18 protein-coding genes are annotated in these 22,836 nt (G+C 70.6%); 9 read left to right on the top strand and 9 right to left on the bottom strand.

Going from position 1 to position 22,836, the window contains the following annotated elements; translation table 11 throughout:
- The first annotated feature begins 117 nt into the window (after positions 1–117).
- Positions 118–2,337 (top strand): NADP-dependent isocitrate dehydrogenase, encoded by a 2,220-nt coding sequence (locus KGS77_RS28790; protein WP_242586068.1) that lies wholly within the window; start codon positions 118–120, stop codon positions 2,335–2,337.
- Between the two features lie 173 nt (positions 2,338–2,510).
- On the opposite strand, the gene KGS77_RS28785 is transcribed toward KGS77_RS28790, so the two are convergent.
- Positions 2,511–3,245: a hypothetical protein gene (locus KGS77_RS28785; RefSeq protein ID WP_242586067.1), complete on the bottom strand. Its 735-nt coding sequence runs from the start codon at positions 3,243–3,245 to the stop codon at positions 2,511–2,513.
- 109 nt (positions 3,246–3,354) lie between these two features.
- Here KGS77_RS28785 and KGS77_RS28780 point away from each other — a divergent pair, with 109 nt between their 5' ends.
- Entirely contained in the window at positions 3,355–4,002 is a 648-nt protein-coding gene (locus KGS77_RS28780) for a TetR/AcrR family transcriptional regulator (protein ID WP_242586066.1), read from the top strand.
- Between the two features lie 288 nt (positions 4,003–4,290).
- Here KGS77_RS28780 and KGS77_RS28775 read toward each other — a convergent pair whose 3' ends face one another.
- On the bottom strand, positions 4,291–5,223 hold the full coding sequence (locus KGS77_RS28775; RefSeq protein WP_242586065.1) for a serine hydrolase: 933 nt from the start codon (positions 5,221–5,223) through the stop codon (positions 4,291–4,293).
- A 557-nt stretch (positions 5,224–5,780) separates the two neighbouring features.
- Between KGS77_RS28775 and KGS77_RS28770 the strand changes: the two genes are divergently transcribed.
- On the top strand, positions 5,781–6,203 hold the full coding sequence (locus KGS77_RS28770) for a hypothetical protein (protein ID WP_242586064.1): 423 nt from the start codon (positions 5,781–5,783) through the stop codon (positions 6,201–6,203).
- Here KGS77_RS28770 and KGS77_RS28765 read toward each other — a convergent pair.
- The 3 genes from KGS77_RS28765 to KGS77_RS28755 all read right to left on the bottom strand — a co-directional run bounded on the left by KGS77_RS28765 (position 6,158) and on the right by KGS77_RS28755 (position 9,675).
- On the bottom strand, positions 6,158–7,102 hold the full coding sequence (locus tag KGS77_RS28765) for a Gfo/Idh/MocA family oxidoreductase (RefSeq protein ID WP_242586063.1): 945 nt from the start codon (positions 7,100–7,102) through the stop codon (positions 6,158–6,160). The two genes, KGS77_RS28770 and KGS77_RS28765, sit on opposite strands and share 46 nt — an antisense overlap.
- A 92-nt stretch (positions 7,103–7,194) precedes the next feature.
- Entirely contained in the window at positions 7,195–8,019 is an 825-nt protein-coding gene (locus KGS77_RS28760) for a VOC family protein (protein WP_242587749.1), read from the bottom strand.
- 144 nt (positions 8,020–8,163) lie between these two features.
- On the bottom strand, positions 8,164–9,675 hold the full coding sequence (locus KGS77_RS28755; protein ID WP_242586062.1) for an MFS transporter: 1,512 nt from the start codon (positions 9,673–9,675) through the stop codon (positions 8,164–8,166).
- 63 nt (positions 9,676–9,738) lie between these two features.
- Between KGS77_RS28755 and KGS77_RS28750 the strand changes: the two genes are divergently transcribed.
- On the top strand, positions 9,739–10,647 hold the full coding sequence (locus tag KGS77_RS28750) for a YafY family protein (protein WP_242586061.1): 909 nt from the start codon (positions 9,739–9,741) through the stop codon (positions 10,645–10,647).
- A 979-nt stretch (positions 10,648–11,626) separates the two neighbouring features.
- Here KGS77_RS28750 and KGS77_RS28745 read toward each other — a convergent pair.
- Entirely contained in the window at positions 11,627–12,718 is a 1,092-nt protein-coding gene (locus KGS77_RS28745; protein ID WP_242586060.1) for an amidohydrolase family protein, read from the bottom strand.
- 517 nt (positions 12,719–13,235) lie between these two features.
- Between KGS77_RS28745 and ectA the strand changes: the two genes are divergently transcribed.
- The 4 genes from ectA (at position 13,236) to thpD (ending at position 16,731) form a co-directional block, all read left to right on the top strand.
- Entirely contained in the window at positions 13,236–13,820 is a 585-nt protein-coding gene (gene ectA, locus KGS77_RS28740) for a diaminobutyrate acetyltransferase (RefSeq protein WP_242586059.1), read from the top strand.
- A 157-nt stretch (positions 13,821–13,977) separates the two neighbouring features.
- A complete protein-coding gene (ectB, locus tag KGS77_RS28735; RefSeq protein WP_242586058.1) occupies positions 13,978–15,246 on the top strand; it encodes a diaminobutyrate--2-oxoglutarate transaminase in 1,269 nt (422 codons plus the stop codon).
- 91 nt (positions 15,247–15,337) lie between these two features.
- A complete protein-coding gene (locus KGS77_RS28730; RefSeq protein ID WP_242586057.1) occupies positions 15,338–15,742 on the top strand; it encodes an ectoine synthase in 405 nt (134 codons plus the stop codon).
- Between the two features lie 89 nt (positions 15,743–15,831).
- Positions 15,832–16,731, top strand: coding sequence for an ectoine hydroxylase (gene thpD, locus KGS77_RS28725; RefSeq protein WP_242586056.1), 900 nt, complete (start codon positions 15,832–15,834; stop codon positions 16,729–16,731).
- A gap of 74 nt (positions 16,732–16,805) precedes the next feature.
- Here thpD and KGS77_RS28720 read toward each other — a convergent pair whose 3' ends face one another.
- Together KGS77_RS28720 and KGS77_RS35095 are read right to left on the bottom strand one after the other, a co-directional pair.
- Positions 16,806–17,843, bottom strand: coding sequence for a DUF475 domain-containing protein (locus KGS77_RS28720; protein ID WP_242586055.1), 1,038 nt, complete (start codon positions 17,841–17,843; stop codon positions 16,806–16,808).
- A gap of 205 nt (positions 17,844–18,048) precedes the next feature.
- On the bottom strand, positions 18,049–19,911 hold the full coding sequence (locus tag KGS77_RS35095) for a sigma-70 family RNA polymerase sigma factor (protein WP_347404540.1): 1,863 nt from the start codon (positions 19,909–19,911) through the stop codon (positions 18,049–18,051).
- Positions 19,912–20,127: 216 nt separating this feature from the next.
- Here KGS77_RS35095 and KGS77_RS28705 point away from each other — a divergent pair, with 216 nt between their 5' ends.
- The gene (locus KGS77_RS28705) at positions 20,128–21,480 is read left to right on the top strand and encodes an alpha/beta fold hydrolase (protein WP_242586054.1); all 1,353 of its coding nucleotides are present in this window, start codon (positions 20,128–20,130) and stop codon (positions 21,478–21,480) included.
- Positions 21,481–21,624: 144 nt separating this feature from the next.
- Here the strand turns inward: KGS77_RS28705 and KGS77_RS28700 are convergent, their stop codons facing one another.
- The gene (locus KGS77_RS28700) at positions 21,625–22,701 is read right to left on the bottom strand and encodes an aminotransferase class V-fold PLP-dependent enzyme (RefSeq protein WP_242586053.1); all 1,077 of its coding nucleotides are present in this window, start codon (positions 22,699–22,701) and stop codon (positions 21,625–21,627) included.
- Positions 22,702–22,836 lie beyond the last annotated feature (135 nt).

Raw genomic sequence — 22,836 nt, 5'->3', positions numbered from 1 at the left:
GGTGATCGCTCAGGCGGTGACCCGGCCACCGGACCGGTACGGGGCCCTGTCGAGAGGGGTGCGATCACGAGATATCTTGATGTCGAGCAATGTTGCAGACGTGGAGCGGAGCACCCGGTGACTGACTCGACCATCATCTACACGCACACTGACGAGGCCCCGGCCCTGGCGACGTATTCGTTCTTGCCGGTGGTCCAGGCGTACGCGTCGCAGGCCGGTGTCACTGTGGAGACTCGTGACATCTCGCTGGCCGGGCGGATCATCGCCCACTTCCCGGAGTTCCTCCAGGAGGGGCAGCGCATTCCCGACGCGCTCGCCGAGCTCGGTGAGCTGGCCAGGACGCCCGAGGCCAACATCATCAAGCTGCCGAACATCTCGGCCTCGATCCCGCAGCTCAAGGCCGCGATCGCGGAGCTCCAGGAGCAGGGCTACGCACTGCCCGCGTACCCGGACGACCCCAAGACCGACGAGGAGCGCGACATCCGCGCCCGTTACGACAAGGTCAAGGGCAGCGCCGTCAACCCGGTCCTGCGCGAGGGCAACTCCGACCGCCGCGCCCCCGCCTCGGTCAAGAACTACGCCAAGGCCCACCCGCACCGCATGGGCAAGTGGACCCCCGAGTCCAAGACGAACGTGGCGACCATGGGCGTGGACGACTTCCGTTCCACCGAGAAGTCCGCCGTGATCTCCGAGGCCGGCTCGCTGCGTATCGAGCTCAAGGGCGACGACGGCTCCACCACCGTGCTGCGGGAGTCCGTCCCCGTCCTGGCGGGCGAGGTCGTGGACGCCTCCGTGATGCGCGTGGCCGCGCTGCGCGAGTTCCTCTCGGCGCAGATCGCCCGCGCCAAGGCCGAGGGCGTGCTGTTCTCCGTACACCTCAAGGCCACGATGATGAAGGTCTCCGACCCGATCATCTTCGGTCACGTGGTGCGCGCCTTCTTCCCCAAGACGTTCGCGAAGTACGGCGAGACCCTCGCCGCGGCCGGCCTGACCCCGAACGACGGTCTGGGCGGCATCTACAAGGGCCTGGAGTCGCTGCCCGAGGGCGCCGAGATCAAGGCGTCCTTCGACGCCGAGCTGGCCGAGGGCCCCGAGCTGGCGATGGTCGACTCCGACCGCGGCATCACCAACCTGCACGTGCCGTCCGACGTGATCGTCGACGCCTCGATGCCGGCGATGATCCGCACCTCCGGTCACATGTGGGGCCCGGACGGCCAGGAGGCCGACACCCTCGCCGTCCTGCCGGACAGCAGCTACTCCGGCGTCTACCAGACCGTCATCGAGGACTGCCGCGCCAACGGCGCCTTCGACCCGGCGACGATGGGCTCGGTCCCCAACGTCGGCCTGATGGCGCAGAAGGCCGAGGAGTACGGCAGCCACGACAAGACCTTCGAGATCCCCACGACCGGCACGGTCCGCCTGGTCGACGCGGCCGGGAACGCCGTCCTGGAGCAGGCCGTCTCCGCCGGTGACATCTTCCGCGCCTGCCAGACCAAGGACGCCCCGATCAGGGACTGGGTCAAGCTCGCCGTCACCCGCGCCCGCGCCACCGGCGACCCGGCGGTGTTCTGGCTGGACGAGAACCGCGCGCACGACGCCCAGCTCATCGAGAAGGTCAAGCAGTACCTGCCCGAGCACGACACCGAGGGCCTGGAGATCAAGATCATGTCGCCGGTCGAGGCGACCGCGTTCTCCCTGGAGCGCATCCGCCGCGGCGAGAACACGATCTCGGTCACCGGCAACGTCCTGCGTGACTACCTGACCGACCTGTTCCCGATCCTGGAGCTGGGCACCAGCGCCAAGATGCTCTCGGTCGTCCCGCTCATGAACGGCGGCGGTCTGTTCGAGACCGGTGCCGGCGGCTCGGCGCCCAAGCACGTACAGCAGCTCGTCAAGGAGAACTACCTGCGCTGGGACAGCCTGGGTGAGTTCCTGGCGCTGGCGGTCAGCTTCGAGCACCTGGCGCAGACCAAGGGCAACGCGCGCGCCCAGGTGCTCGCGGACACCCTGGACCGTGCCACGGCCACGTTCCTGGAGAACGACAAGTCGCCCAGCCGTCGCCTGGGCGGCATCGACAACCGCGGCAGCCACTTCTACCTGGCCCTGTACTGGGCGCAGGAGCTGGCCAAGCAGACCGAGGACACCCAGCTCGCCGAGGCGTTCGCCGAGCTGGCCCGGACGCTGGGCGAGCAGGAGCAGACGATCGTCGACGAGCTGATCGCGGTACAGGGCTCGCCGGCCGACATCGGCGGCTACTACCAGCCCGACCCGGCCAAGGCCGCGGCGGTCATGCGCCCGTCGGCGACCTTCAACCAGGCGCTGGCGACGCTGGCCTGACGGCCTGACGCTCATACGCGAACGGACGCCCGCGAGTTGCGTACTCGCGGGCGTCCGCACGCTCCGGCCGGGCTGCTGCGGCCGTGAACCGGCCGCAGGAGCCCGGTCTCACCGAGCAGGCCCCGGCCTCCCCGCCGTACGGTCCCGCGTCACCGTCATTCCCGCCATTTCCGTCAATCCCGCCCTTCCGGCTCTGCCCGCCGGACGGTTCTCCAGTACTGACGCCGTTTCCCGTCCTTCACGACGACGCCGAGACGGGCCAGTTCCTCACGGAGCTCCTGAACCTCGTCATCGGAGAAACCCTTCTTCTCCAGCGCCCCCTGGCGGGCCTTGAGGAGGGCGTCCGCACCCTTCGGAAGCCCGGGGGTGCCTGGAACCCAGCGGCGGAACTCGTTCTCATACGGATCGGCCTCCACCCATACGTACCCGTGTCCGGCGAAGGCGTCGGCAACACGGCCGACGTCCAGGCCGCACTCCTGCCGGGTGAGTTCGCCACCGTCATGACCGAGCAGGACCAGTTGCTTGCCGTCCCGGAACACGGCGGCGACGGCGTCCCGCGAGAACTCCCGCTCCCGGCCCTTGCGCAGGAACACGACATGCTCATCGGACAGGCGGGTCACCAGTTGGTCGTGCTGGGCGACGAGCCCGAGGGCCAGCCCCGCCACCGCGCCCGCGACGGGCGGCAGCACACCGGGAATCGAGGCCACGAGCTCGGCCGGCCCCCGCAACGGCGCCGAGGGCAGCGTCACGAGCCAGTCGGCCAGGATGCCGATGAGCCGGCCGGCTCCCGCTCCCGCGAGCACGAAGACGATGTAGACGCCCGCCGTGCCCCAGGCCGACTCGCCGAGCACGGTGAGCCGGCCGTCCCGTGAAAGCCGCTCCCGGTCGCGCTTCGTACGCGTATCCATGTCCCCCTCAATCCTCTTCCGACTTCTGAGCTCAATAATAGACCGAGCGCTCGGTCTATTATTGAGACAGCAGACCAGGAGAACTCGGGAACGACCAGAAGGAGCCCGGATGAGGACGGTCGACCCTGCCAAGCACCGAGCGCGGCGCCGGCACATCATCAACACCGCGGCCCAGCTCTTCGCCGCCAAGGGGTTCGAACGCACCACCACGGCAGAGATCTGCAAGGCCGCCGGCATGAGCGCCGGCAACCTGTTCCACTACTTCCCCAACAAGCGCGCCATCTTCCACGCCGTCTTCGAGGACGACGGACACGACGGCACCACCAAGGCCGAGCGTCTCGCCGCCGCCCGTACCGCCGAGGACCCGTGGACCGCCCTCTTCGAGACCGTGGACCTTCTCGCCGCCCCCGCCGCGGAGCCACTGGTCCCCGCCCTCGTCATGGAGGCGATGATCCAGACCTACCGCGACCCCGAACTCGAAGCGCTGCTGAGCCGCGACAACGAGGAAGAACGGTCCACCATCACCGCCCTGCTGCGGAACGCGGCAGCGGCGGGCCGGATCGACCCCGGCCTGGACCCGGACGCCACCGCGGCGTGGATCATGGCTCTGATCGCCGCCCTCTACACCGGCGCCGCGACCGATCCGTCCTTCAGCCCGGCGGACCAGCTCCCCACCCTCCGCCTGACCCTCCGCCGCTTCCTGCGGCCCGACGCTCCCTCGGACGCCGGGGAAGGACCGCACATCCGTACCCCCTGAGCACCCCTCATGCCGTGCGCGGCCCCTGGGGGACTGAGCCGGGCCGCGGTACCGGCGTCCGTACGGGCATCGGTACCGGCATCGGTACGGGCATCAGTACCGGCATCGGCATCGGCTCGGCCGCGAACCACGGCACCGAAAACCTCCCCGAACACGACATCGGCCCCGACGACCACAACAGGCCGCCAAGGCCGACACCACCCCCACCCTCACCCTCACCCTCACCCTCGCCCTCATCATCAGAGGCGGAGGGGGGCAGGGGCAGGGGCTGTGCGCGTCCGCGCCGGATCAGGACCGGGGCATCGGCGGCACGACCTCCTGCGGAGCCGTCGTCGGGCTGTACGAGGGCGCCAGGCCCCGCGGGTTGATGTCGTTGTGGATCGCGCGGGCCACGGCCTGGATGGTGGCCACACCGTCGTTCATGGTGCGGTTGTCGTGCGTGAGCACGGCCATCGTGTAGTTGCGCCCGGGACCCGTGAACGCGCCGATGCTGTGCACCCGCCAGCCGTGCGTGGCGCGCGGCAGCCAGCCGTTCTTGACCTGGACCTTGACCGCGCGCGGAGCGCCGGCCGAGGTGCCCCAGCGCTGCGAGGTCACGACCTTCCCCATGAGGTCCAGGGCGTACTTGCGGGAGCTGTCGCTGAGCACCGCGTTGCGGTTGGTCAGCAGCCTCAGCAGCTTCTGCTCGTCACCGGCGGTGATCTGGGTGAGACCCCAGTAGCCGCCGCTGCCGGGCACGGTCCGCGTCATCTTGGCCGCCGCGAGGAACCCCTTGACCTTGGAGACGCCGAGCTGCCGCCACAGGGCGCTGGTGGAGGCGTTGTCCGACTGGGTGATCATGGCCTTGGCGAGCTTGGCCTCACGGGCCGTCAGGTGACGGTTGTGCTTCTTGGCGTCCCACAGCAGCGTGGCCAGGACCGTCGCCTTCACCACGCTCGCGGAGTCGAACTTGCTGTCCTTGCGCAAGAAACAGGAGGTCTTGGTGGCAGGATCCTCAAAAGCGATGGCCGTGGTGGCGCGCCGGTTGCGCAGCGCCGAGGTGATGTCTTTGGTCAGTTTCGCGGCCAGCCCCGCCTTGGCCGAGGTGCAGACCACTTTGGGAGCCGCGGGCGCGGCGGCGGCCGGTGCCGCCACGGCGGCGAGCGGCGCGAGGACTCCCGCGGCCGTCGCCATGGTGAGCGCGCCACGGGCGCGCCGGGATATCCGGTTGTTCTGCGTCATGGGTGTGTTCCCGCCCCTGTTCCGTACTCATGAGCCCACCGACGTGTGCCCGTCCCTCACATGACACACCAACACCACCGAATGGTTGTGCGAGGGGGGGTGTGGTTTCGGCAACCCGCCGGTGCGCGACAGCCGTTCACGCGGAGACCACCCTCCGCGGCCCTGGACAGGACAAAAACGGTGCATGGAACAACGCTGCGCGAAACAACGGAGCGGGGACGGCCAACAGCACACAGGACGACGACCTGGCGAGCACCGGCGTCCTGGGGCCATCTCCCCGCCCCCGGCCGGATGCCACGCCGGACCGTCACGGTCTTCCCACTGCCGGAGAGATCAAAAACCGCGGCCAGGGCGGTCGAGCTGCTACGGCCCGTACACTCCACCGACTGGGCACGGCGGTACCGCGGCTGCTCGGCGTAAAGACGTTCTCGACACGCCTGACGCCGCCCCTACCGGACCGCACGGCTGCAACCCGGCGCCTCTGAAGGGTGGGCCTGCGCCAGGCCGCCCACTAGATGATCGCGCCGGACCCGGATGGGCCGATCGCGAAGCCGAAGATGCTCGCGAGGGAGTCCGCCCGCTTCCTCGGGCTGTGCTTCCAGACGCGGGCCATCCGCACCGACATCGTGGACGCCGTCTGCGCCACCGCCGCCCACGTCCACGCCGGCCTGATGCTGGTGGACGAACTGCACAACCTCAACCTGGACAGCCACGCCGGGGCGGAAGCCTCCGACCACCTGAAGTGCTTCGCCGAGCGCCTGCCCGCCACCTTCACCTACGCCGGCATCGGTATCGAGACTCAGGGCCCAGGGCCCGCCCGACGGCTTCCTCGTTGCCGTGGAGCTGGGCGGTGTCCGTACGTCTGGCCGGCCCCCGCACCGGCCCCCGGGGCGTGGGCCGTGCGGACAGGCCGGTGGGGGCCGGGAGACGGGGTTCAGACGGGGCTGTTGACCTGGCGGTCCAGGTCGAGGGTGAGCTGAAGCGCATCCAGCACGCTCGCGGGGGCGATCCGGTTGTCCGCTTCGCCGCGCACCACCTCCAGTACGTGGCCGATCATGGCGGTGTACTGGTCGGCGGCCGGCAACTGGAGTTCGTGCGCGCCCTCAGCGGTGTAGGCGGTGACGGTGCCGGAGGGTTTGCCGTCGAAGCCCATCGTGGACGTGGCGTCCAGGACGCCGTGCTCGAAGGTGGCGGTGTAGCCGCCGCGGGCTCCCCACGCCTGGGGCATCAGCGAGGAGACGGAGCTGCGGGCCGCCGCGCCGTCGAAGCGGAAGGTGATGTCGATGGCCCCGGAGTCCTCGCCGCGTGCCACGGTGGTGACGGTGGTGACCTGGGGCAGGCCGAGGGTACGGGTGATGATGTCCATGTCACTGTGCAGTGCTTCCAGCGGCAGGACCTTCAGTCCCAGCGAGGCGCCCGGCCACAGGTGCGCGGTCAGGTTCCACAACGTCAGGTGCTCCAGGCGCCCGTAGGTGCCCTGCTGCACCGCGTCGAAAAGGGCCTGGTTGGCCGGTACGAATCGCTCGAACATGTCGACGAACACGTGCTTGTCGCTGCGCTCGGCGGCCTCGGCCACCCGCTTCGCGTCCTCGATGTCATCGGCCAGCGGCAGCTCGACCAGCACGTGCTTGCCCGCCTCCAGCGCCCGCAGGACGTAACGGGCGTGCAAGGGGACCGGCAGGCAGATGTCGACCAGGCCGAAGGAACCGTCCTCGAACGCGGCCTCCATATCGGTCGAGGAGGCGAACCCGAACTGGCCTGCGGCCTTTGCGGTCTTGGCCGCGTCCCGGCCGAACATCACCACCTCCACGTCGCCACGAGCGGCGTACACGGCGGCGTGCGCCTGCCCGAAACCCGTTCCCAGCAGTGCGATCTTCATCTCTTGTCTCCTTTGCGGTGAGTGAGTCATCGGCCCGGGCCCGGCCGCTCCGGCCGAGAGCACGACAGGAGTAGCCGAGGCGCCGAAAGGGTTCAGCGGGTCGTGGGCGGGGTGGGCTGGGACAGGAGTCCGAAGAGGTTGCCGCGGGGGTCGCGGATACGGGCTCGGTCCGGGCCGGCCGGCGCAGAGCGCGGCTGCTGCTCCACGCGTGCGCCTCGCTCCTGCGCTGCTGCGGCGGTGGCGCAGGCGTTGGTGACCAGGAAGGTGGGCATGAGGTAATCCGCCGCTCTGCCGTGATCGCCGCTGTGATCCCACAAGAGGCCGGCAGGGTGCTCGGCGCCGGGCCCGAAGACGGCCAGGCTGGGCACGTCACCGAGGGCGTCGCCCTTCTCGAACCGCCAGCCGAAGCCACGGGTGCAGAAGTCGGTGGTGGCCTTCACATCGGTGGTGCCGATCTCGAAGCCGGCCATCGTGCCGGGCTGCGGGGTGCAGGCGGCCTGCTGCACGTACTCCTCGGTCCCGGCGATGCGCTCCTTGAACCGCTGGGAGGTGGACTGGGAGAAGAGGGAGAACAGGTTGCCGCGCGGATCCTTCAGCCGGGCGAAGACGGTCACATCGCCCACCTGGGTGGCCGGCACCACCACCGTGGCGCCCAGGCCGGTGAGCTTCTCCACCTCGGCGTGGACGTCGGTGGCGAGGATGGAGAGGTTGATGGCCTCGTCGCCGATGTCGCCCTGCTGGATCGCACCCATCGGCCACGGTGCGCCGGGGGCGAGGATGCGGGTGTAGGTGCGGCCGTCGATGGAGGAATCCGGATCGGCCTCGAACGTCCACCCGAGGAGGGGACCGTAGAAGCCGGTGACGGCCTTCGGGTCGGTGGTGCCGATCTCGAACCAGACGACCTGGCCGGGAGACATGGAGCTCAAGATTGTTCCTTTCGTGCGACCGCAAACGTGGTATGTGCCGCAGGACGGGTTCTTTCGTGCCGAGCCTGGCTCGCCCCCACGGGCGGGCCCGCGTACAGGACCGCAGAAGTGACCCCGCACGGAGCCCGCGGCTGGTCAGGCCACCGGAAGCGTGACGTCCTGCTGCCCGGACCGCCGGGCCGGGCCCGCAGCCGGCTTCTTGGTGCCGACGGTGCGGGGCAGGGTGAACAGCAGGCAGAACGCGGCGACAAACGCGACCGCCACGTACCACAGGGAGCCGGTGAAGGCGTACGGCATCTGCGCGGCCTGGGCAGCGGGGGCGCCGTGGCCCAGGCGGGCGAAGAAGACCACCGAGGACAGGGCGACGCCGACGGCCTGGCCGAGCTGGACGGTGGTGCTGGTCAGCCCGGATGCGGAGCCGGCGTGCTCGTGGGGAACCTCGGAGAGGATCACGTCGGTCAGCGGGGCGATGATCAGGCCCATGCCCAGGCCCATCGGGATCAGCGGAACGATGGCCTGCCACGTCGCGATGGCGTTGCCGTAGTGCTGGGCCAGGCAGGCGAACAGCAGCATCCCCACCGCCGCCAGCAAAGCGCCGGCCTGCAAGACCACGCGGCCGAAGCGGGGCACCAGGACCTGCATGGACATCCCGGCCCCGGCCATCATCGCCACCGACAGCGGCAGCCCCGACAGCCCCGCCTTCAGCGGCGACCAGCCCAGCCCCATCTGGAGGTAGAGGGTCCAGGCCAGGAAGAACACCCCCGAGGCGAGACCGAACATCATCTGCACGCCCTGCCCGCCGGCGAAACTGCGCCGGGCGAACAGCGACAGCACCACCAGCGGCGAGCTACCCCGCCGCAGCAGACGCCGCTCCCAGGCGACGAAGAGCGCCAGCACCGGCACGGACGCGGCCATCGATACGTACGTCCAGACAGGCCGGCCCAGCTCACGGCCCTGGATCAGCGGCAGCACCAGCGCCAGCAGCCCGATGGTCGCCAGCACCACCCCGACCAGGTCCAGACGGGCGGCATGCTCGGCCCGCGACCTGCTGATCACCAGGACGCCGGCGATCAGCCCCGCGATGCCCAGCGGCAGGTTGACCAGGAAGATCGGCCGCCAGCCCAGCCCGAACAGATCCCCCTGCACCAGCAGCGCGCTGACCAGCGGGCCGGCGATCGTTCCGAGCGACATCACCGCTCCGTAGAGGCCGAAGACCTTGCCGCGCTCCCGCTCAGGGAAGGTGACGTGGATGATCGACAGCACCTGCGGCACCATCAGGGCCGCCGTCGCGCCCTGCGCGACGCGCCCGGCCAGCAGCATCTCCGCGTCGCCGGCGACGCCGCAGACCAGCGAGGTGAGGGTGAAGCCGACGACGCCGAGCAGGAAGACACGCTTGCGGCCGAACAGGTCACCCAGACGGCCACCGGTGATCAGCCCGAGCGCGAACGCCAGCGCATACCCGCCGGTGATCCACTGCACCTGCGCCGACGAGGCGCCGATGTCCTGTTGGACGTGGGGAATGGCCATATGGACGACGGTGACGTCGACCGCGTCCATGAACGAGGCGATCAGCACCACAGCCAGCGCTGCCCACCTGCGCGGATCAACCGCATTCACGGTGTTTCGGGGACTTTTGTTCTCGGACATGCCGTCCAAGTTAGGACCCTTTTAGGACATCTCACGTCCCTAAAGAGGGGCAATCTGGAGGACATGACGACCGACCTGCCCGCCCGGATGCTCCGCCTGCTGTCCCTGCTGCAGGCCCGCCGCGAATGGTCCGGCGCCGAACTCGCCGAACGCCTCGGCGTCACCGGCCGCACCATCCGCCGCGACATCGACCGCCTGCGCGACCTCGGCTACCCCGTCGAAGGCACCACCGGCCACGCCGGCGGCTACCGCCTGGCCTCCGGCACCGCCATGCCCCCGCTGATCCTCGACGACGACGAAGCCATCGTCATCGCCGTCGCTCTGCGCACCGCCGCCGGCCACCTCACCGGCATGGAGGAAACCTCACTGCGCGCCCTGGCCAAACTCGAACAGATCCTCCCCGCCCGGCTGCGCACCCAGGTCGCGGCCGTACAGCAGACGACAACAACCATCGGCTGGGAATCCCCCGGCCCGCGCGTCAGCCCCGAGCTGCTGGGCAGCCTGGCCGCCGCCTGCCGCGACCACGAAAGCGTCACCTTCGACTACATCACCCGACACAACGGCTGCGCCGCCCGCCGCGTCGCCCCCCACCACCTCATCGCCTCCGGCGGCCTGTGGTACCTCCTCGCCCACGACACCGACAAGAACGACTGGCGCATCTACCGTCTCGACCGCATCACCAACCCGGCCCCCACCCGCCACCACTTCACCCCCGCGCCGTCCCCGGCAACGATCCGGCCGCCTATGTCGCCAACAAGATCGCCACCGCGCCGACCCGCTACCGCGCCATCGCCACCGTCCACGCCCCCGCCCACACCGTCCGCCGCCGCACCTGGGCCCTGGCCGCCCGCATCCGCCCCCGTGACGAGGCCACCTGCACCGTCGACTTCTCCAGCAACCACCTCCCCGGCATCGCCCAGGCCCTCGCCGCCCTCGACGCCGACCACACCCTCGATGCCGACCCCGAGGTGACCGCCTACCTCCACCGGACCGCCGCACGCATGCAACACGCCACCGGCTCATGACCGCCTGACCGACACCCACGGCCCCCGACGAGCAGATGCGGTCAGTGGCATGCGCCACGGCCAAGTGCGTCTTTGCCCTGGTGCAGCTCTGAGTTCCTCCTGTCCGAAGCGTACGAACAGCCGGGCCGCACTGAGCCGTTGAGGGCGACAACGCCCGCCCGGTGCCGCCACGCCTGACCGGCCGAAGAGCCCGTACACGAAGCGCGCGCGGAGAGATGTGCTTCCTGCTCTCGCCGGTGAGGAAATACGAGCGCCAGCCCGCAGGGTGGACGGAGTATGCACGGTCATTTCGGACGGAGTCCGCTGTCCCCGACCGTGGCGTCCCTTCATCCACCAGCCAGCCCTGCCGCACTCATGCAGCAACGGGAAAGAAAGGGCTCTGCCTCCGCCCGCTCCCCCTCACCCCGCCCCTGTCCAGCGCGGGGGTTCCGCACCCGCCCCTCCGGGTAACCCCCGACCGGGGGACAGGGGCGTTCGATTTACCCCGTAGGCGCACGGGTTACCCGCTCCCTCCCCTACCCGCCTCCTCCGTCATGCTCCGCGCTGGGCCCCGGGGCTTCGCGCCGACCGTTGCGGCGATCAGGCTGACGGTGGTGGCGGGCGGTGCGGCGCGCGTCCGGACGCCGCGGCGCCGGGGATGCCCTGTTGGTGGGCGTGGTGCGCACAACGGCCTGGGGCCGGCGCTCGGTTGTGCCTGCGGGGAGCGTGACCGGGCCGGCCCGGCGTGCCGGCGGTCCGGGCGGTCCGGGCGGTGGCCTTGGAGGTCGGCGTCGGCGTCGGTGTCGGCGTGCACGGCTCCGGCTCGGACGCGTCTGCGGTCACCGCCCGCTTCAGCGCCGGACACCGACCCGGTCCTGTGCCGCCGACCGGCCACCCCGTCCGGGAAGGCCCGTCCCTGTAAGGCCCGTCCCTGTACGGAAGGTTCCCTAGCCGACCACCCGTCCCCGCAGCACCACCCGGCGTGGTGCCGCCAGGACGCGGACGTCCTCGCGCGGGTCGCTGTCGTAGACGACGAGGTCCGCGGGGGCGCCCTCGGTGAGGCCGGGGCGGCCCAGCCACGTACGGGCGCTCCAGGTCGTCGCCGAGAGGGCGTCCACCGCGGGAATGCCCGCCTTCATCAGCTCGGCCACCTCCTGGGCGACCAGGCCGTGGGCGAGCGAGCCGCCCGCGTCCGTGCCGGCGAAGACGGGCACTCCGGCGTCGTACGCGGCCCGTACGGTGTCGTAGCGGCGTTCGTGCAGCCGGCGCATGTGGTCCGCCCAGCGCGGGAACTTGCCCTCGCCGGCCGCCGCGAGCGTCGGGAAGGTCGCGATGTTGATGAGCGTGGGTACGATCGCGACGCCGCGCTCGGCGAAGAGCGGGATGGTCTCCTCGGTCAGGCCGGTGGCGTGCTCGATACAGTCGATGCCCGCCTCGACGAGCGGGGCCAGCGACTCCTCGGCGAAGCAGTGGGCCGTCACCCGGGCGCCGAGCCGGTGTGCCTCGGCGATGGCCGCCTCGACCTCGCCGCGCGGCCAGCAGGCCGCCAGATCGCCGCTCTCGCGGTCGATCCAGTCACCGACGAGCTTGACCCAGCCGTCGCCGCGGCGGGCCTCCCGCGCCACGTACGCGACCAAATCCTCCGGCTCGATCTCGTGGGCGTAGTTGCGGATGTAGCGGCGGGTACGGGCGATGTGCCGGCCGGCGCGGATGATCCGCGGCAGGTCCTCGCGGTCGTCGATCCAGCGGGTGTCGGAGGGTGAGCCGGCGTCGCGGATCAGCAGCGTTCCGGCGTCCCGGTCCGTCAGCGCCTGCTTCTCGCTGGTGGCCTCGTCCACCGGGCCGTGCGCGTCCAGGCCGACATGGCAGTGGGCGTCCACCAGGCCCGGCAGCGCCCAGCCCCGTACGGTCGTGATCTCCCGTGCCCCGCCCGGCCGTTCATAGGTCACCCGCCCGTCGACGACCCAGAGTTCGTCGCGCACGTCCTGCGGCCCGGCCAGGACCCTCCCCTTGATGTGCAGCACCACACTCTCACTCATGGACGCACTGTATGCGCAGCGGCAGGACGGGGGTCCGCGGGTATCCGCGACCGCTCCGGGCCACGCGACGCGGTGGCGTACCTCGTGACGCGGGCCGGAAAGCCGGCCGGAACGCGGGCCGTAACGGCACGGACCATTCTCCTTTCCCCGCGGTACACCTGGAGGTACTTCAAGGCGCCTCTCGACACCTCTCAGCACCTCTCGGCATCTTTTACCGGCGAATTCCCTATTCTTTGGAAGCACAGCTTCCTGTGCTCTCCTGCCCGGTTTCGCGCAGCCCAAACGCTAAAATTTCGCTAGCCGCAATCGGCGCGTTCCGGGCGCCCTGTAACGGCGTCACAGGGCTGTGATCGACCCCACATGTCGCCCGTTTTGCCCGGTATTTTTCGGACAAGCAGTGACATTTTTCAGGACTCTCGCGCGCCCGAGCGCCCCCGTGCGATAACACATCCACCCCGGGCCGCGTAACCCCGATCCTCGATGCATTTTTGTTTTTCCCTGGGTAAATTGAATTCGCATGACCGCCGCACCAGCAGACCGTGCACGATCTCGTAGTGACTTCAGCGACATCAGCGCCATCAGGGAAATGCCGGAGGGATTCAAGCTCGACACCCCACGGGTGGAGGACGGAGCCGCGATCTGGCGTATCGCCCGCGACTCCAAGACGCTGGACCTGAACTCGTCCTACAGCTACCTCCTGTGGTGCCGTGACTTCGCCGCCACCTCCGCCGTCGCCCGCGACGCGCGGGGCGAGCCGGCCGGCTTCGTCACCGGCTATCTGCGCCCCGAGCGCCCCGGAACCCTCGTGGTCTGGCAGCTCGCCGTCGACCACGCCCACCGCGGCCGGGGGCTGGCCGCCGCGCTGGTGGACGGACTGGCCGAGCGGGCCGCGCGGGAGTACGGCATCCGGTACCTGGAAACCACGGTCACCCCCGGCAACACAGCCTCCGAGAGGGTGTTCACCTCCTTCGCCGAGCGCCATGCGGGCGGCCACCGGCGCGAGGTCCTCTTCGATGCCGGCCTCTTCCCCGAGCAGGGCCACGAGCCGGAGGTACTGCACCTCATCGGCCCCCTGGACACCCTCGCGGCGCACCGGCCCTGACCCCCGGCGGGCGCCGCGCCGCGCCCCCGCTCCCGCCCGTGCTTCCACTCCCGCTCGCGTCCCCACCCCCGCTCCCGCTCGCGGCCCGGCCGCCCGACGCCCCACCTCCCCCAAAGACTTCTTCTTCCTCACGCCACCCATCTCCCAGGAGCATGCTGTGACCATCACCCAGCCCGACCTGAGCGTCTTCGAAACCGTGGAGTCGGAGGTGCGCAGCTACTGCCGCGGCTGGCCCACCGTCTTCGACCGCGCGCAGGGCAGCCGGATGTACGACGAGGACGGCCACACCTACCTGGACTTCTTCGCCGGGGCCGGCTCACTGAACTACGGCCACAACAACCCCGTACTCAAACGGGCGCTCATCGACTACATAGAACGCGACGGCGTCACCCACGGCCTGGACATGTCCACCACGGCCAAGCGCGCCTTCCTGGAGTCCTTCCAGAACATCGTGCTGCGCCCGCGCGACCTCCCGTACAAGGTCATGTTCCCCGGCCCGACGGGCACCAACGCCGTCGAGGCGGCGCTCAAACTCGCCCGCAAGGTCAAGGGCCGCGAGTCCATCGTGTCCTTCACCAACGCCTTCCACGGCATGTCGCTGGGCTCGCTGGCCGTGACCGGCAACGCCTTCAAGCGGGCCGGCGCCGGCATCCCGCTGGTCCACGGCACCCCGATGCCCTTCGACAACTACCTCGACGGCACCTACCCGGACTTCCTGTGGTTCGAGCGGCTGCTGGAGGACCAGGGCTCCGGCCTGAACCGGCCCGCCGCCGTCATCGTCGAGACGGTCCAGGGCGAGGGCGGCATCAACGTCGCCCGCCCCGAGTGGCTGCGGGCCCTGGCCGACCTGTGCGAGCGCCGCGACATGCTGCTGATCGTGGACGACATCCAGATGGGCTGCGGACGCACCGGTGCCTTCTTCTCCTTCGAGGAGGCGGGCATCGTGCCGGACATCGTCACCGTCTCCAAGTCCATCAGCGGCTACGGGCTCCCGCTCGCGCTCACCCTCTTCAAGCCGGAACTGGACGTGTGGGAGCCGGGCGAGCACAACGGCACCTTCCGCGGCAACAACCCCGCCTTCGTCACCGCCGCCGCGGCCCTGGACACCTACTGGGCCGACGGTGAGATGGAGAAGCAGACGCTGGGCCGCGGCGAGATCGTCGAGTCGCACCTGCGCGCGATCGTCGCCGCCCACCCGGAACTGGGCGGCGAGTACCGCGGCCGTGGCCTGGTCTGGGGCCTGGAGTTCCCCGACAAGGAACTGGCCGGCAAGGTCGCCCGGCGGGCCTTCGAACTCGGCCTGCTGATCGAGACCTCCGGACCGCAGGGCGAGGTCGTCAAGCTGCTGCCGGCCCTGACCACCACTCCCGACGAGCTGGACGAGGGCCTTCGCACCCTCGCCCGCGCGGTACGGGACTGCGCCTGAGCGCACCCGCACCGGGTCCGTACGCCGGCAGAAGAACCTTTTAGAACTCGTAGAACTCGTAGAAGAAGACACAGAAAGGCACCGAATCACCGTGATCGTCCGCTCCTTCAAGGACATCGAAGGCACCGACCGCCACGTCAAGGCCAAGTCCGGCACCTGGGAGAGCAAGCGCATCGTGCTCGCCAAGGAGCGCGTCGGCTTCTCCCTCCACGAGACGACTCTGTACGCGGGTACCGAGACGTCCATGTGGTACGCCAACCACATCGAGGCCGTGCTGTGCGTGGAGGGCGAGGCCGAACTCACCAACGACGAGACCGGCGAGAAGCACTGGATCACGCCCGGCACGATGTACCTCCTGGACGGCCACGAGAGGCACACCATGCGGCCGAAGACCGACTTCCGCTGTGTGTGCGTCTTCAACCCGCCGGTCACCGGCCGCGAGGACCACGACGAGAACGGCGTGTACCCGCTGCTCACCGAACCCGACGCGGCCTGATCCGTACGAGCCCGCAGGAGCCGTACGAGAGCGCACACGCGCCGCCGCACGCTGCGCAAGCACGTCCGAGAGGAGAGGAAGGCAACACCATGACCACCGCACCCGAGCGCACCGCCGACCTGTACCCGACCCGTGGGGCCACCGAGGTGATCACCCCGCGTCAGGACCCGGTGGTGTGGTCGCAGCCCGGGACGGCCGGGCCGTTCCGGCCCTCCGAGCTGGAGGACTTCGCCCGCGACGGCTTCTTCGCCATCGACGAACTGATCACCGCGGACGAGGTCGCGGTGTACCGCGCCGAACTGGACCGCCTGGTCAACGACTCGCGGATGCGGGCGGACGACCGCTCGATCGTCGAGCCGAAGTCCCAGGACATCCGGTCCGTCTTCGAGGTGCACAAGATCAGTGAGGTGTTCGCGGGCCTGGTCGCCGACCCGCGCGTGGTGGGGCGTGCCCGTCAGATCCTCGGCTCGGACGTCTACGTCCACCAGTCCCGGATCAACGTCAAGCCGGGCTTCGGTGCCTCGGGCTTCTACTGGCACTCCGACTTCGAGACCTGGCACGCCGAGGACGGTCTGCCCCGGATGCGTACCGTCTCGATCTCGATCGCCCTCACCGAGAACCACGACACCAACGGCAGCCTGATGATCATGCCTGGTTCGCACCGGCACTTCCTGGGCTGCGCGGGCGAGACGCCGCGGGACAACTACAAGAAGTCCCTCCAGATGCAGGACGCCGGCACCCCCTCGGACCGGGCGCTGACAGAAATGGCGGACCGGCACGGCATCCGGCTGTTCACCGGGAAGCCCGGCTCGGCGACGTGGTTCGACTGCAACGCCATGCACGGCTCCGGGGACAACATCACCCCCTACCCGCGCAGCAACGTCTTCATCGTGTTCAACAGCGTGGAGAACACGGCGGTGGAACCGTTCGCGGCACCGGTGCGGCGCCCGGAGTACATCGGCGCACGGGACTTCACGCCGGTGCGGTGACTCCGTGCGGCCGTACCGCGGCGGCGTTCCGTTCCGTACGAACGCCGCCGCGGTACGGCCGGCGGTCGGCCGGCTCATCGTGTGCGCTGGCCCTCGGCCTCTGATGCGGCCTGCTCCACTGTTGTTTTCTCCAAGCGGTGGGAGGAGAGCAGCGCGGCGCCGAGCATGACGGCGACCACCAGTACGTTGACGTAAGTGGGCACGGCATAGCCCGTCTTGAGCAGGAGCAGTGCGGCGATCGCTCCCGTGCCGTACGCCGCGCCATGGCGTGCGTAGGCCCAGGTGCGCAAGGTCTGCCGGCGCGTCCACAGCAGGACGGAGGAGCGTGCGACGAAGGCGGCCATCCCCAGCCCGGCGGCTATCACGAAGATGTTCTTGTCGAAGATGAATGCTGCCGCACTCGCCTCCGCCCCCACGGCGATGTCCGCCACCTCGATGCTGGAGAGCGTGATCGCCACACCGGCCGTACCGGCGTCGACGGCACGGCTTTCCCCGTTACTTGGGCTGCCAGGGCGTGCACGCTCACGCAGGAACGCGGCGATGCTGTGGATCACCACGTAGGACAGGAGGGCCAGCAGGCCGGCGGTGAGGATGGCTGCCGGGCGCTCGCCGATGAACCAGGCGGTGCACAGCAGGACGGTCATGGCGAGCATGAGCCCAAGGTTCGGCATGCCTCCGGCTCGCCCCAAGGGCCTCTCCAGCCAGGCGAGCCACTTCACCTCCCGGTCGATGAAGATGAATTCGAAGAAGGCCAGCAGCAAGAAGGTGCCGCTGAAGGCGTAGACGGCGGGTTCCGCCGCGGCGAGCATCTCCTCGTACCGATGCGGTTCGTGCAGAGCCAGACTCAGCACCTGGCCGGGAGGTTCGCCGGAGCTGAGCGTGACGACGAAAAAGGGGACGCCCAGGCGGCCGATCACCGCGGCGAGGATGACTCCCGGCAGCAGAAAAAAGCGCTGCCAGAACCCCGGGATCCGCTTGAGGGGGCCGACCGAGGCAATGGCCTCGTTCACTCCCAGGGCGAAGCCGAGCAGCATGATCGGAACCAGCGGCACAAGGTGAGCCCAGCCGCCCAGGAGCGCCACCGCGGCACCTACCAGGGCGAAGCATGCCATTGCCCACCCGTAGGTCTTCAAGAACATGGCGGCCCCCGCGGCACATGAATACGGGCAGACTAATGCGGCACTCGCCGGGAGGACAGCCGGTCCGAACGCCCGACCATCAATCGATCATAATGATTCAATCGGTTCGGGCACGGGGAGCAGGCGCTCGGACAGCGGGATTTCAGGATTCCCGACAGTGCCGGGGTCGGTACCGGGGTCAGAGCCATGCGAGCGATGCGGCCGTCTCCAGTACCCGCTGGGAGGCGACCGGGTCGCCCGCGTGGCCGCGTGCGATCTCCGCCGGAATCCGCCGGCCGCCGACCAGCAGGCAGAAGTCCACCGCCTCCAGGACCAGTTCGGCGGCGATCGGCTCTGCGTCCGAGCCCAGCACCCAGTCGCCGCCCGCCTCGCCCTCCACCGAGAGCAGCACCGGCCGCGCGGTCGGCCCCAGCGCGCGGTCCAGGATGCGGATGGACAGTCCCACGAACCGCTGGAGATGCGTCGGCAGCGGCGGCGGTACGGGCCGGCCCAGCGCCCGTCCGATGTCGCGGGTGTGCACCCAGGTCTCCAGCGCCCGCAGCACATAGTGGTCGGCGACCGGCAGCCGTAGTCCCATCAGCACCGTGGGAGAGGCGGCCAGTTGTTCGTCACCGGCCTCCGGCAGCGCCAGCAGGCCGTGGGCCTGGGTCCGCCATGCCTCGCGGGTCTCGGCCGTCGGCCGGGTGTGCTCGTACGCCACCACCTCTTCCGTACGCGCCGACCAGCGCAGCTCCCAGGGGCCGCCCGGCATCGCCACCCGGGCCGGGCCCTGGCTCCCGCCGGTCATCGTGACCGGCGCCAGCCCCAGCCGTTCGGCCAGCGCCTCGTCGGCCGCGACGAGATGGGCGAGGGTGCCCTGTACGTCCCAGTCGTGGACGACGGGGGTGCCCCACAGGGCCGGAGCGGTGTCCAGTTCGTGCAGCAGCGCGTCCAGGCTCGCCACTGCCCCGGCGTACGGGGCGGCGTGCGCGGCCAGCGGGCCGTGACCGGGCCGGGCGGTGCGGGCGGCGGCCATCAGCCGGCCGCGGGCGACCCCGGTGTTGCCCTTGCGTACGGTCCGTACGGCCCCCTTGCCGCCGCCTTTCCGGCTCCCTGCACCCTTTACACCCTTTACCTGCCTCGCACCCTTTGCCTCCGTCGCGCCGCTCTCCGCCGGTTCGTCGAGCAGTCGTACGGCTTCGCCCAGCCGACGGGCTTCCGCGGCGCACGGCGCGCAGCTTCGCAGGTGGCGGCGTACGCGGGCGTCGTCGCCCGGCATGCCCGCGCCCAGCACCCAGGCCGCGAGCAGCTCGCTGACGGCCTGGTGGTCGTCTTCGGCGCTGCTTTCCGGGTCGCCGGGGCCGGGGGGTGATGCTTGTGGGAGCTCTTGGGCCCCTTGGAGCTCTTGGGTCTCTTGTGACTCCTGGGGGCTTTGAGAGGTTCGGGGATCGGCGGGGACATGGCCCGGCAGTGCGGTGAGACGGTCCGCGAGGCCACCGAGCGCCGTACGCAGCCGGGAGGCGGCGATCTCCTCGGGGATGCCCAGTTCCACCGCGACCTGACGACAGGTCCGCCCGGCGAAGCAGGCCAGATGCATCGCCTCCCGCTGCGGCAGCGGGAGTTCGGCCAGTGCCGAGTGCAGCATCAGCGCCGCTTCGGCGTCGCGCGCCCGCCGCCCGGCCTCACCGGCCTCCTCCCCCGCTTCCCCCGCTTCCTCGGATTCTCCGGGCTCGCCCGGCTCCCCGGCCGCGTCCCGCATCCGGAGCACGGCGCGGTGGTGCGCGAGCATGCTCAGCCAGGCACGCAGCGAGCCGTGCCCGGGCGCGAAGGCGTACGGGCAGGTCCACAACCGCAGGAAGACCTCCTGCACCACCTCGTCGGCGCTGTGCGCGCTGCCGGTGACGCGCCGGGCGACCGCCCGCACCAGCGCGCCGAAGGCGTCGTACGCCTCGCCGAGCGCGGACTCCTCGCCGTACACCAGCCGCCGGTGCGACTCCTCGTCACGCGGCGGGTACCTGGGTGTCCCGTCCACCGGCACCACCTCATGAATGTGTGGTGCCATTCCTAGCCTTCCGTCCTTGCGCGCGATAGGCATCGGCCCGGCCGAATTGCGGAACCGCCCCGGCGCTACCCTGACCGGGCCGCCGGGCCCCGGACACCCCAGGGGAACGCGAAGGACACGAACAAGTACGGACGAGAACCGCCGAGTGCGGATGAGTACGGACGAGTACCGGAATGCAGGCAAGTGCCGGCATACGGACAAGAGCTGAGGAGTTCCATGAGCGTCGACCGGCTGCCCGGCGTCGTACTGCGCGATCACTTCCTGGACGTGCCGCTGGACCACTCGGTCCCGGACGGCGAGCGGCTGTCCGTGTACGGCCGGGAGGTGGTGGCCGCCGGGCGGGAGCGCGAGGAACTGCCGTGGCTGGTCTACCTCCAGGGCGGCCCCGGCTGCGCCTCGCCGCGCCCCCTGGGCCGGGACTCCTGGCTCGTACCCGCCCTTGACCACTACCGCGTACTGCTCCTGGACCAGCGGGGTACGGGGCGCTCGACACCGGCCAACCGGCAGACGCTCGCGCTGCGCGGCGGGCCGCGCGAACAGGCCGCGTACCTGGCGCACTTCCGCGCCGACGCCATCGTGCGGGACGCCGAACTCTTCCGCCGGCACCTGCTGGGCGAGGGCACCGGCAGCACCGGCAGCGCCGGCACCGGAGAGGCCGCGGCCGGCCGGTGGAGCGTCCTGGGGCAGAGTTTCGGCGGCTTCTGCGCCCTGACCTATCTGTCCCGGGCGCCGGAGGGGCTGCGCGAGGTGTTCGTCACCGGCGGCCTGCCGGGGCTGGACACCGGCGCGGAGGACGTCTACCGGGCGGCGTACCCACGCGTGGCGCGCAAGAACGCCGCGCACTACGCGCGCTTCCCGCAGGACGTCGAGAGCGCCCTGCGGATCGCCGCGCACCTGCGCGAACGCCCGGCCCGGCTGCCCGGCGGCGGGGTACTGACGGTCGAGGCGTTCCAGGCGCTGGGACTGATGCTGGGCACCGGCGCCGGATCGCCGGCCCTGCACCACCTGCTTGAGGAGGCGTGGGTGACCGGCCCGTCCGGGCCGGAGCTCGCCGATTCCTTCCTCCAGGCCGTACAGGGTCATCTCTCGTACGCGTCCACTCCGCTGTACGCCGTGCTGCACGAGGCGATCTACGCCCAGCGCTCGGTGGACCGCGGTGCCACCGGCTGGGCGGCGCAGCGCCTGCGTGCGAAGTTCCCGGAATTCGACGCGGACCGGGCCCTGGCGGGCGGCGGACCGCTGTACTTCACCGGCGAGATGATCTACCCCTGGCTGTTCGACACCGACCCGGCCCTGCGCCCCTTGAAGGAGACCGCGCAGGAACTCGCCGCCCGTGAGGAGTGGCCCGATCTGTACGACACCGTACGGCTCGCCGCCAACGAGGTCCCGGTCGCCGCGGCCGTCTACGCGGACGACATGTACGTGGACCTCGCCCACTCGCTGCGCACCGCCGAGCGCGTCGGCAATCTGCGTACGTGGGTGACCAACGAGTGGGAGCACGACGGGCTGCGGGTCAGTGACGGAACGGTTCTGCGCCGCCTGATCCGTATGAACCGCGGCGAACTCTGACCACCGCCGCGGACGCTGACCACCGCCGCGGGCGCTGCGAACGCTGTGGACGTTTCGCGGACATGCCGGGGATGCGCCGAGAATGCGCCGGGGATGCGCCGAAGCGGGGAGGCCCGGTCGCAATGGACCGGGCCTCCGGAGCGGTCAGCCGAGGAGGTCCAGCAGACGGTCCACGTCGGCCGGCCCGTTGTAGAGGTGGAAGGCGGCACGCAGGTGCCCGGCCCGTACCGAGATGCGTACTCCCTCCCGTTCCAGCCGCTCCGCCGCGCCCGTGAGGCCCGGGACCGCGACGATCGCGGAGCCCGGGGCGGTCACCGGCCGGTGACCCAGTTCCTCCAGGCCGGCGCGGTAGCGGTCGGCCAGTGCGGTGTTGTGGGCGTATACGGCCCGTACGCCTATCTCCTCCATGAGGGAGAGGGACGCCCGGGCACCGACGTACGCGTAGTACGCGTGCGCCTGGTCGTAGCGGCGCGCGGTGGCGGCGAGCCGGTCGATCACACCGTAGTTGGACTCCCCCGGGTCCTCGCCCGCCACCCAGCCGGCGAACAGCGGGAGCGGCCCGTCCGCCATCGACGCCCCCGCACCACCCTCCTCGCCACCGAACGCCAGGAAAGTGACGCCGCGCGGGCACAGCAGCCACTTGAAGGCCCCGCACACCAGATAGTCGAAGTCGGTTGCGCGCAGCGGCAGCCAGCCCGCGGCCTGCGTGGCGTCGACGAGCACCTTGGCCCCGTGGGCACGCGCCGCCGCCCGTACGGCCTCCAGGTCGGCGACCCGGCCGTCGCGCGCCTGCACAGCACTCAGCGCGACGAGCGCCGTCCCCGGGCGGACGGCCCCGGCCAGTTCCTCCAGGGGAGCGCTGCGCAGCGTGATGCCGGGGCGTACGGCGAGGGGGTTGACCAGGGAGCTGAAGTCGCCTTCGGGTACGAGGACTTCGGCCCCCTCGGGGAGGGAGGCCGCGACGAACGCGGTGTGCACCGCCACCGAGCCGCCGACGGCCACGCGCTCGGCCGGCACCTGGAGCAGCCGGGCGAAGGCGGCCCGGGAGGCCGCCACGGGACCGAAGTAGTCCCGTCCCATGGTCCCGTGGTCGAGGGACTCGTCGACGGCCGCGTGCAGGGCGGCGGCCGTGCGCGCGGGGATCAGCCCGCTGGAGGCGGTGTTGAGGTACGTGGTGACGGGCGCGAATTCGGCCCCTGCCAATGGCTCAAGTCGCTGCATGCCCCCACTCTGGGGCCCCGACGCCACACGGTCCACGGAGTTTCCCTCTTCCGCCCCGGGTGCCCCTCCCTCACCCCCCACTCCTCTTACCTGCCCCACCCCTTACCTGCCTTGCTGTCTCACCCGCCTTGCGCA

The organism is Streptomyces sp. MST-110588 (assembly GCF_022695595.1).
GTDB lineage: Bacteria > Actinomycetota > Actinomycetes > Streptomycetales > Streptomycetaceae > Streptomyces.
This window is presented reverse-complemented; position numbering and strand designations above follow the sequence as displayed.

Bases quoted from the DNA above. Each gene is read 5' to 3' on its own strand.
- KGS77_RS28755 (WP_242586062.1), bottom strand. From the start codon at position 9,675: ATGTCCGAGAACAAAAGTCCCCGAAACACCGTGAATGCGGTTGATCCG.
- ectA (WP_242586059.1), top strand. From the start codon at position 13,236: ATGACCGCCGCACCAGCAGACCGTGCACGATCTCGTAGTGACTTCAGC.
- KGS77_RS28785 (WP_242586067.1), bottom strand. From the start codon at position 3,245: ATGGATACGCGTACGAAGCGCGACCGGGAGCGGCTTTCACGGGACGGC.
- KGS77_RS28760 (WP_242587749.1), bottom strand. From the start codon at position 8,019: ATGTCTCCCGGCCAGGTCGTCTGGTTCGAGATCGGCACCACCGACCCG.
- KGS77_RS28770 (WP_242586064.1), top strand. From the start codon at position 5,781: ATGCTCGCGAGGGAGTCCGCCCGCTTCCTCGGGCTGTGCTTCCAGACG.
- KGS77_RS28705 (WP_242586054.1), top strand. From the start codon at position 20,128: ATGAGCGTCGACCGGCTGCCCGGCGTCGTACTGCGCGATCACTTCCTG.
- KGS77_RS35095 (WP_347404540.1), bottom strand. From the start codon at position 19,911: ATGGCACCACACATTCATGAGGTGGTGCCGGTGGACGGGACACCCAGG.
- KGS77_RS28750 (WP_242586061.1), top strand. From the start codon at position 9,739: ATGACGACCGACCTGCCCGCCCGGATGCTCCGCCTGCTGTCCCTGCTG.
- KGS77_RS28745 (WP_242586060.1), bottom strand. From the start codon at position 12,718: ATGAGTGAGAGTGTGGTGCTGCACATCAAGGGGAGGGTCCTGGCCGGG.
- KGS77_RS28765 (WP_242586063.1), bottom strand. From the start codon at position 7,102: ATGAAGATCGCACTGCTGGGAACGGGTTTCGGGCAGGCGCACGCCGCC.
- KGS77_RS28775 (WP_242586065.1), bottom strand. From the start codon at position 5,223: ATGACGCAGAACAACCGGATATCCCGGCGCGCCCGTGGCGCGCTCACC.
- KGS77_RS28780 (WP_242586066.1), top strand. From the start codon at position 3,355: ATGAGGACGGTCGACCCTGCCAAGCACCGAGCGCGGCGCCGGCACATC.
- KGS77_RS28700 (WP_242586053.1), bottom strand. From the start codon at position 22,701: ATGCAGCGACTTGAGCCATTGGCAGGGGCCGAATTCGCGCCCGTCACC.
- thpD (WP_242586056.1), top strand. From the start codon at position 15,832: ATGACCACCGCACCCGAGCGCACCGCCGACCTGTACCCGACCCGTGGG.
- KGS77_RS28720 (WP_242586055.1), bottom strand. From the start codon at position 17,843: ATGGCATGCTTCGCCCTGGTAGGTGCCGCGGTGGCGCTCCTGGGCGGC.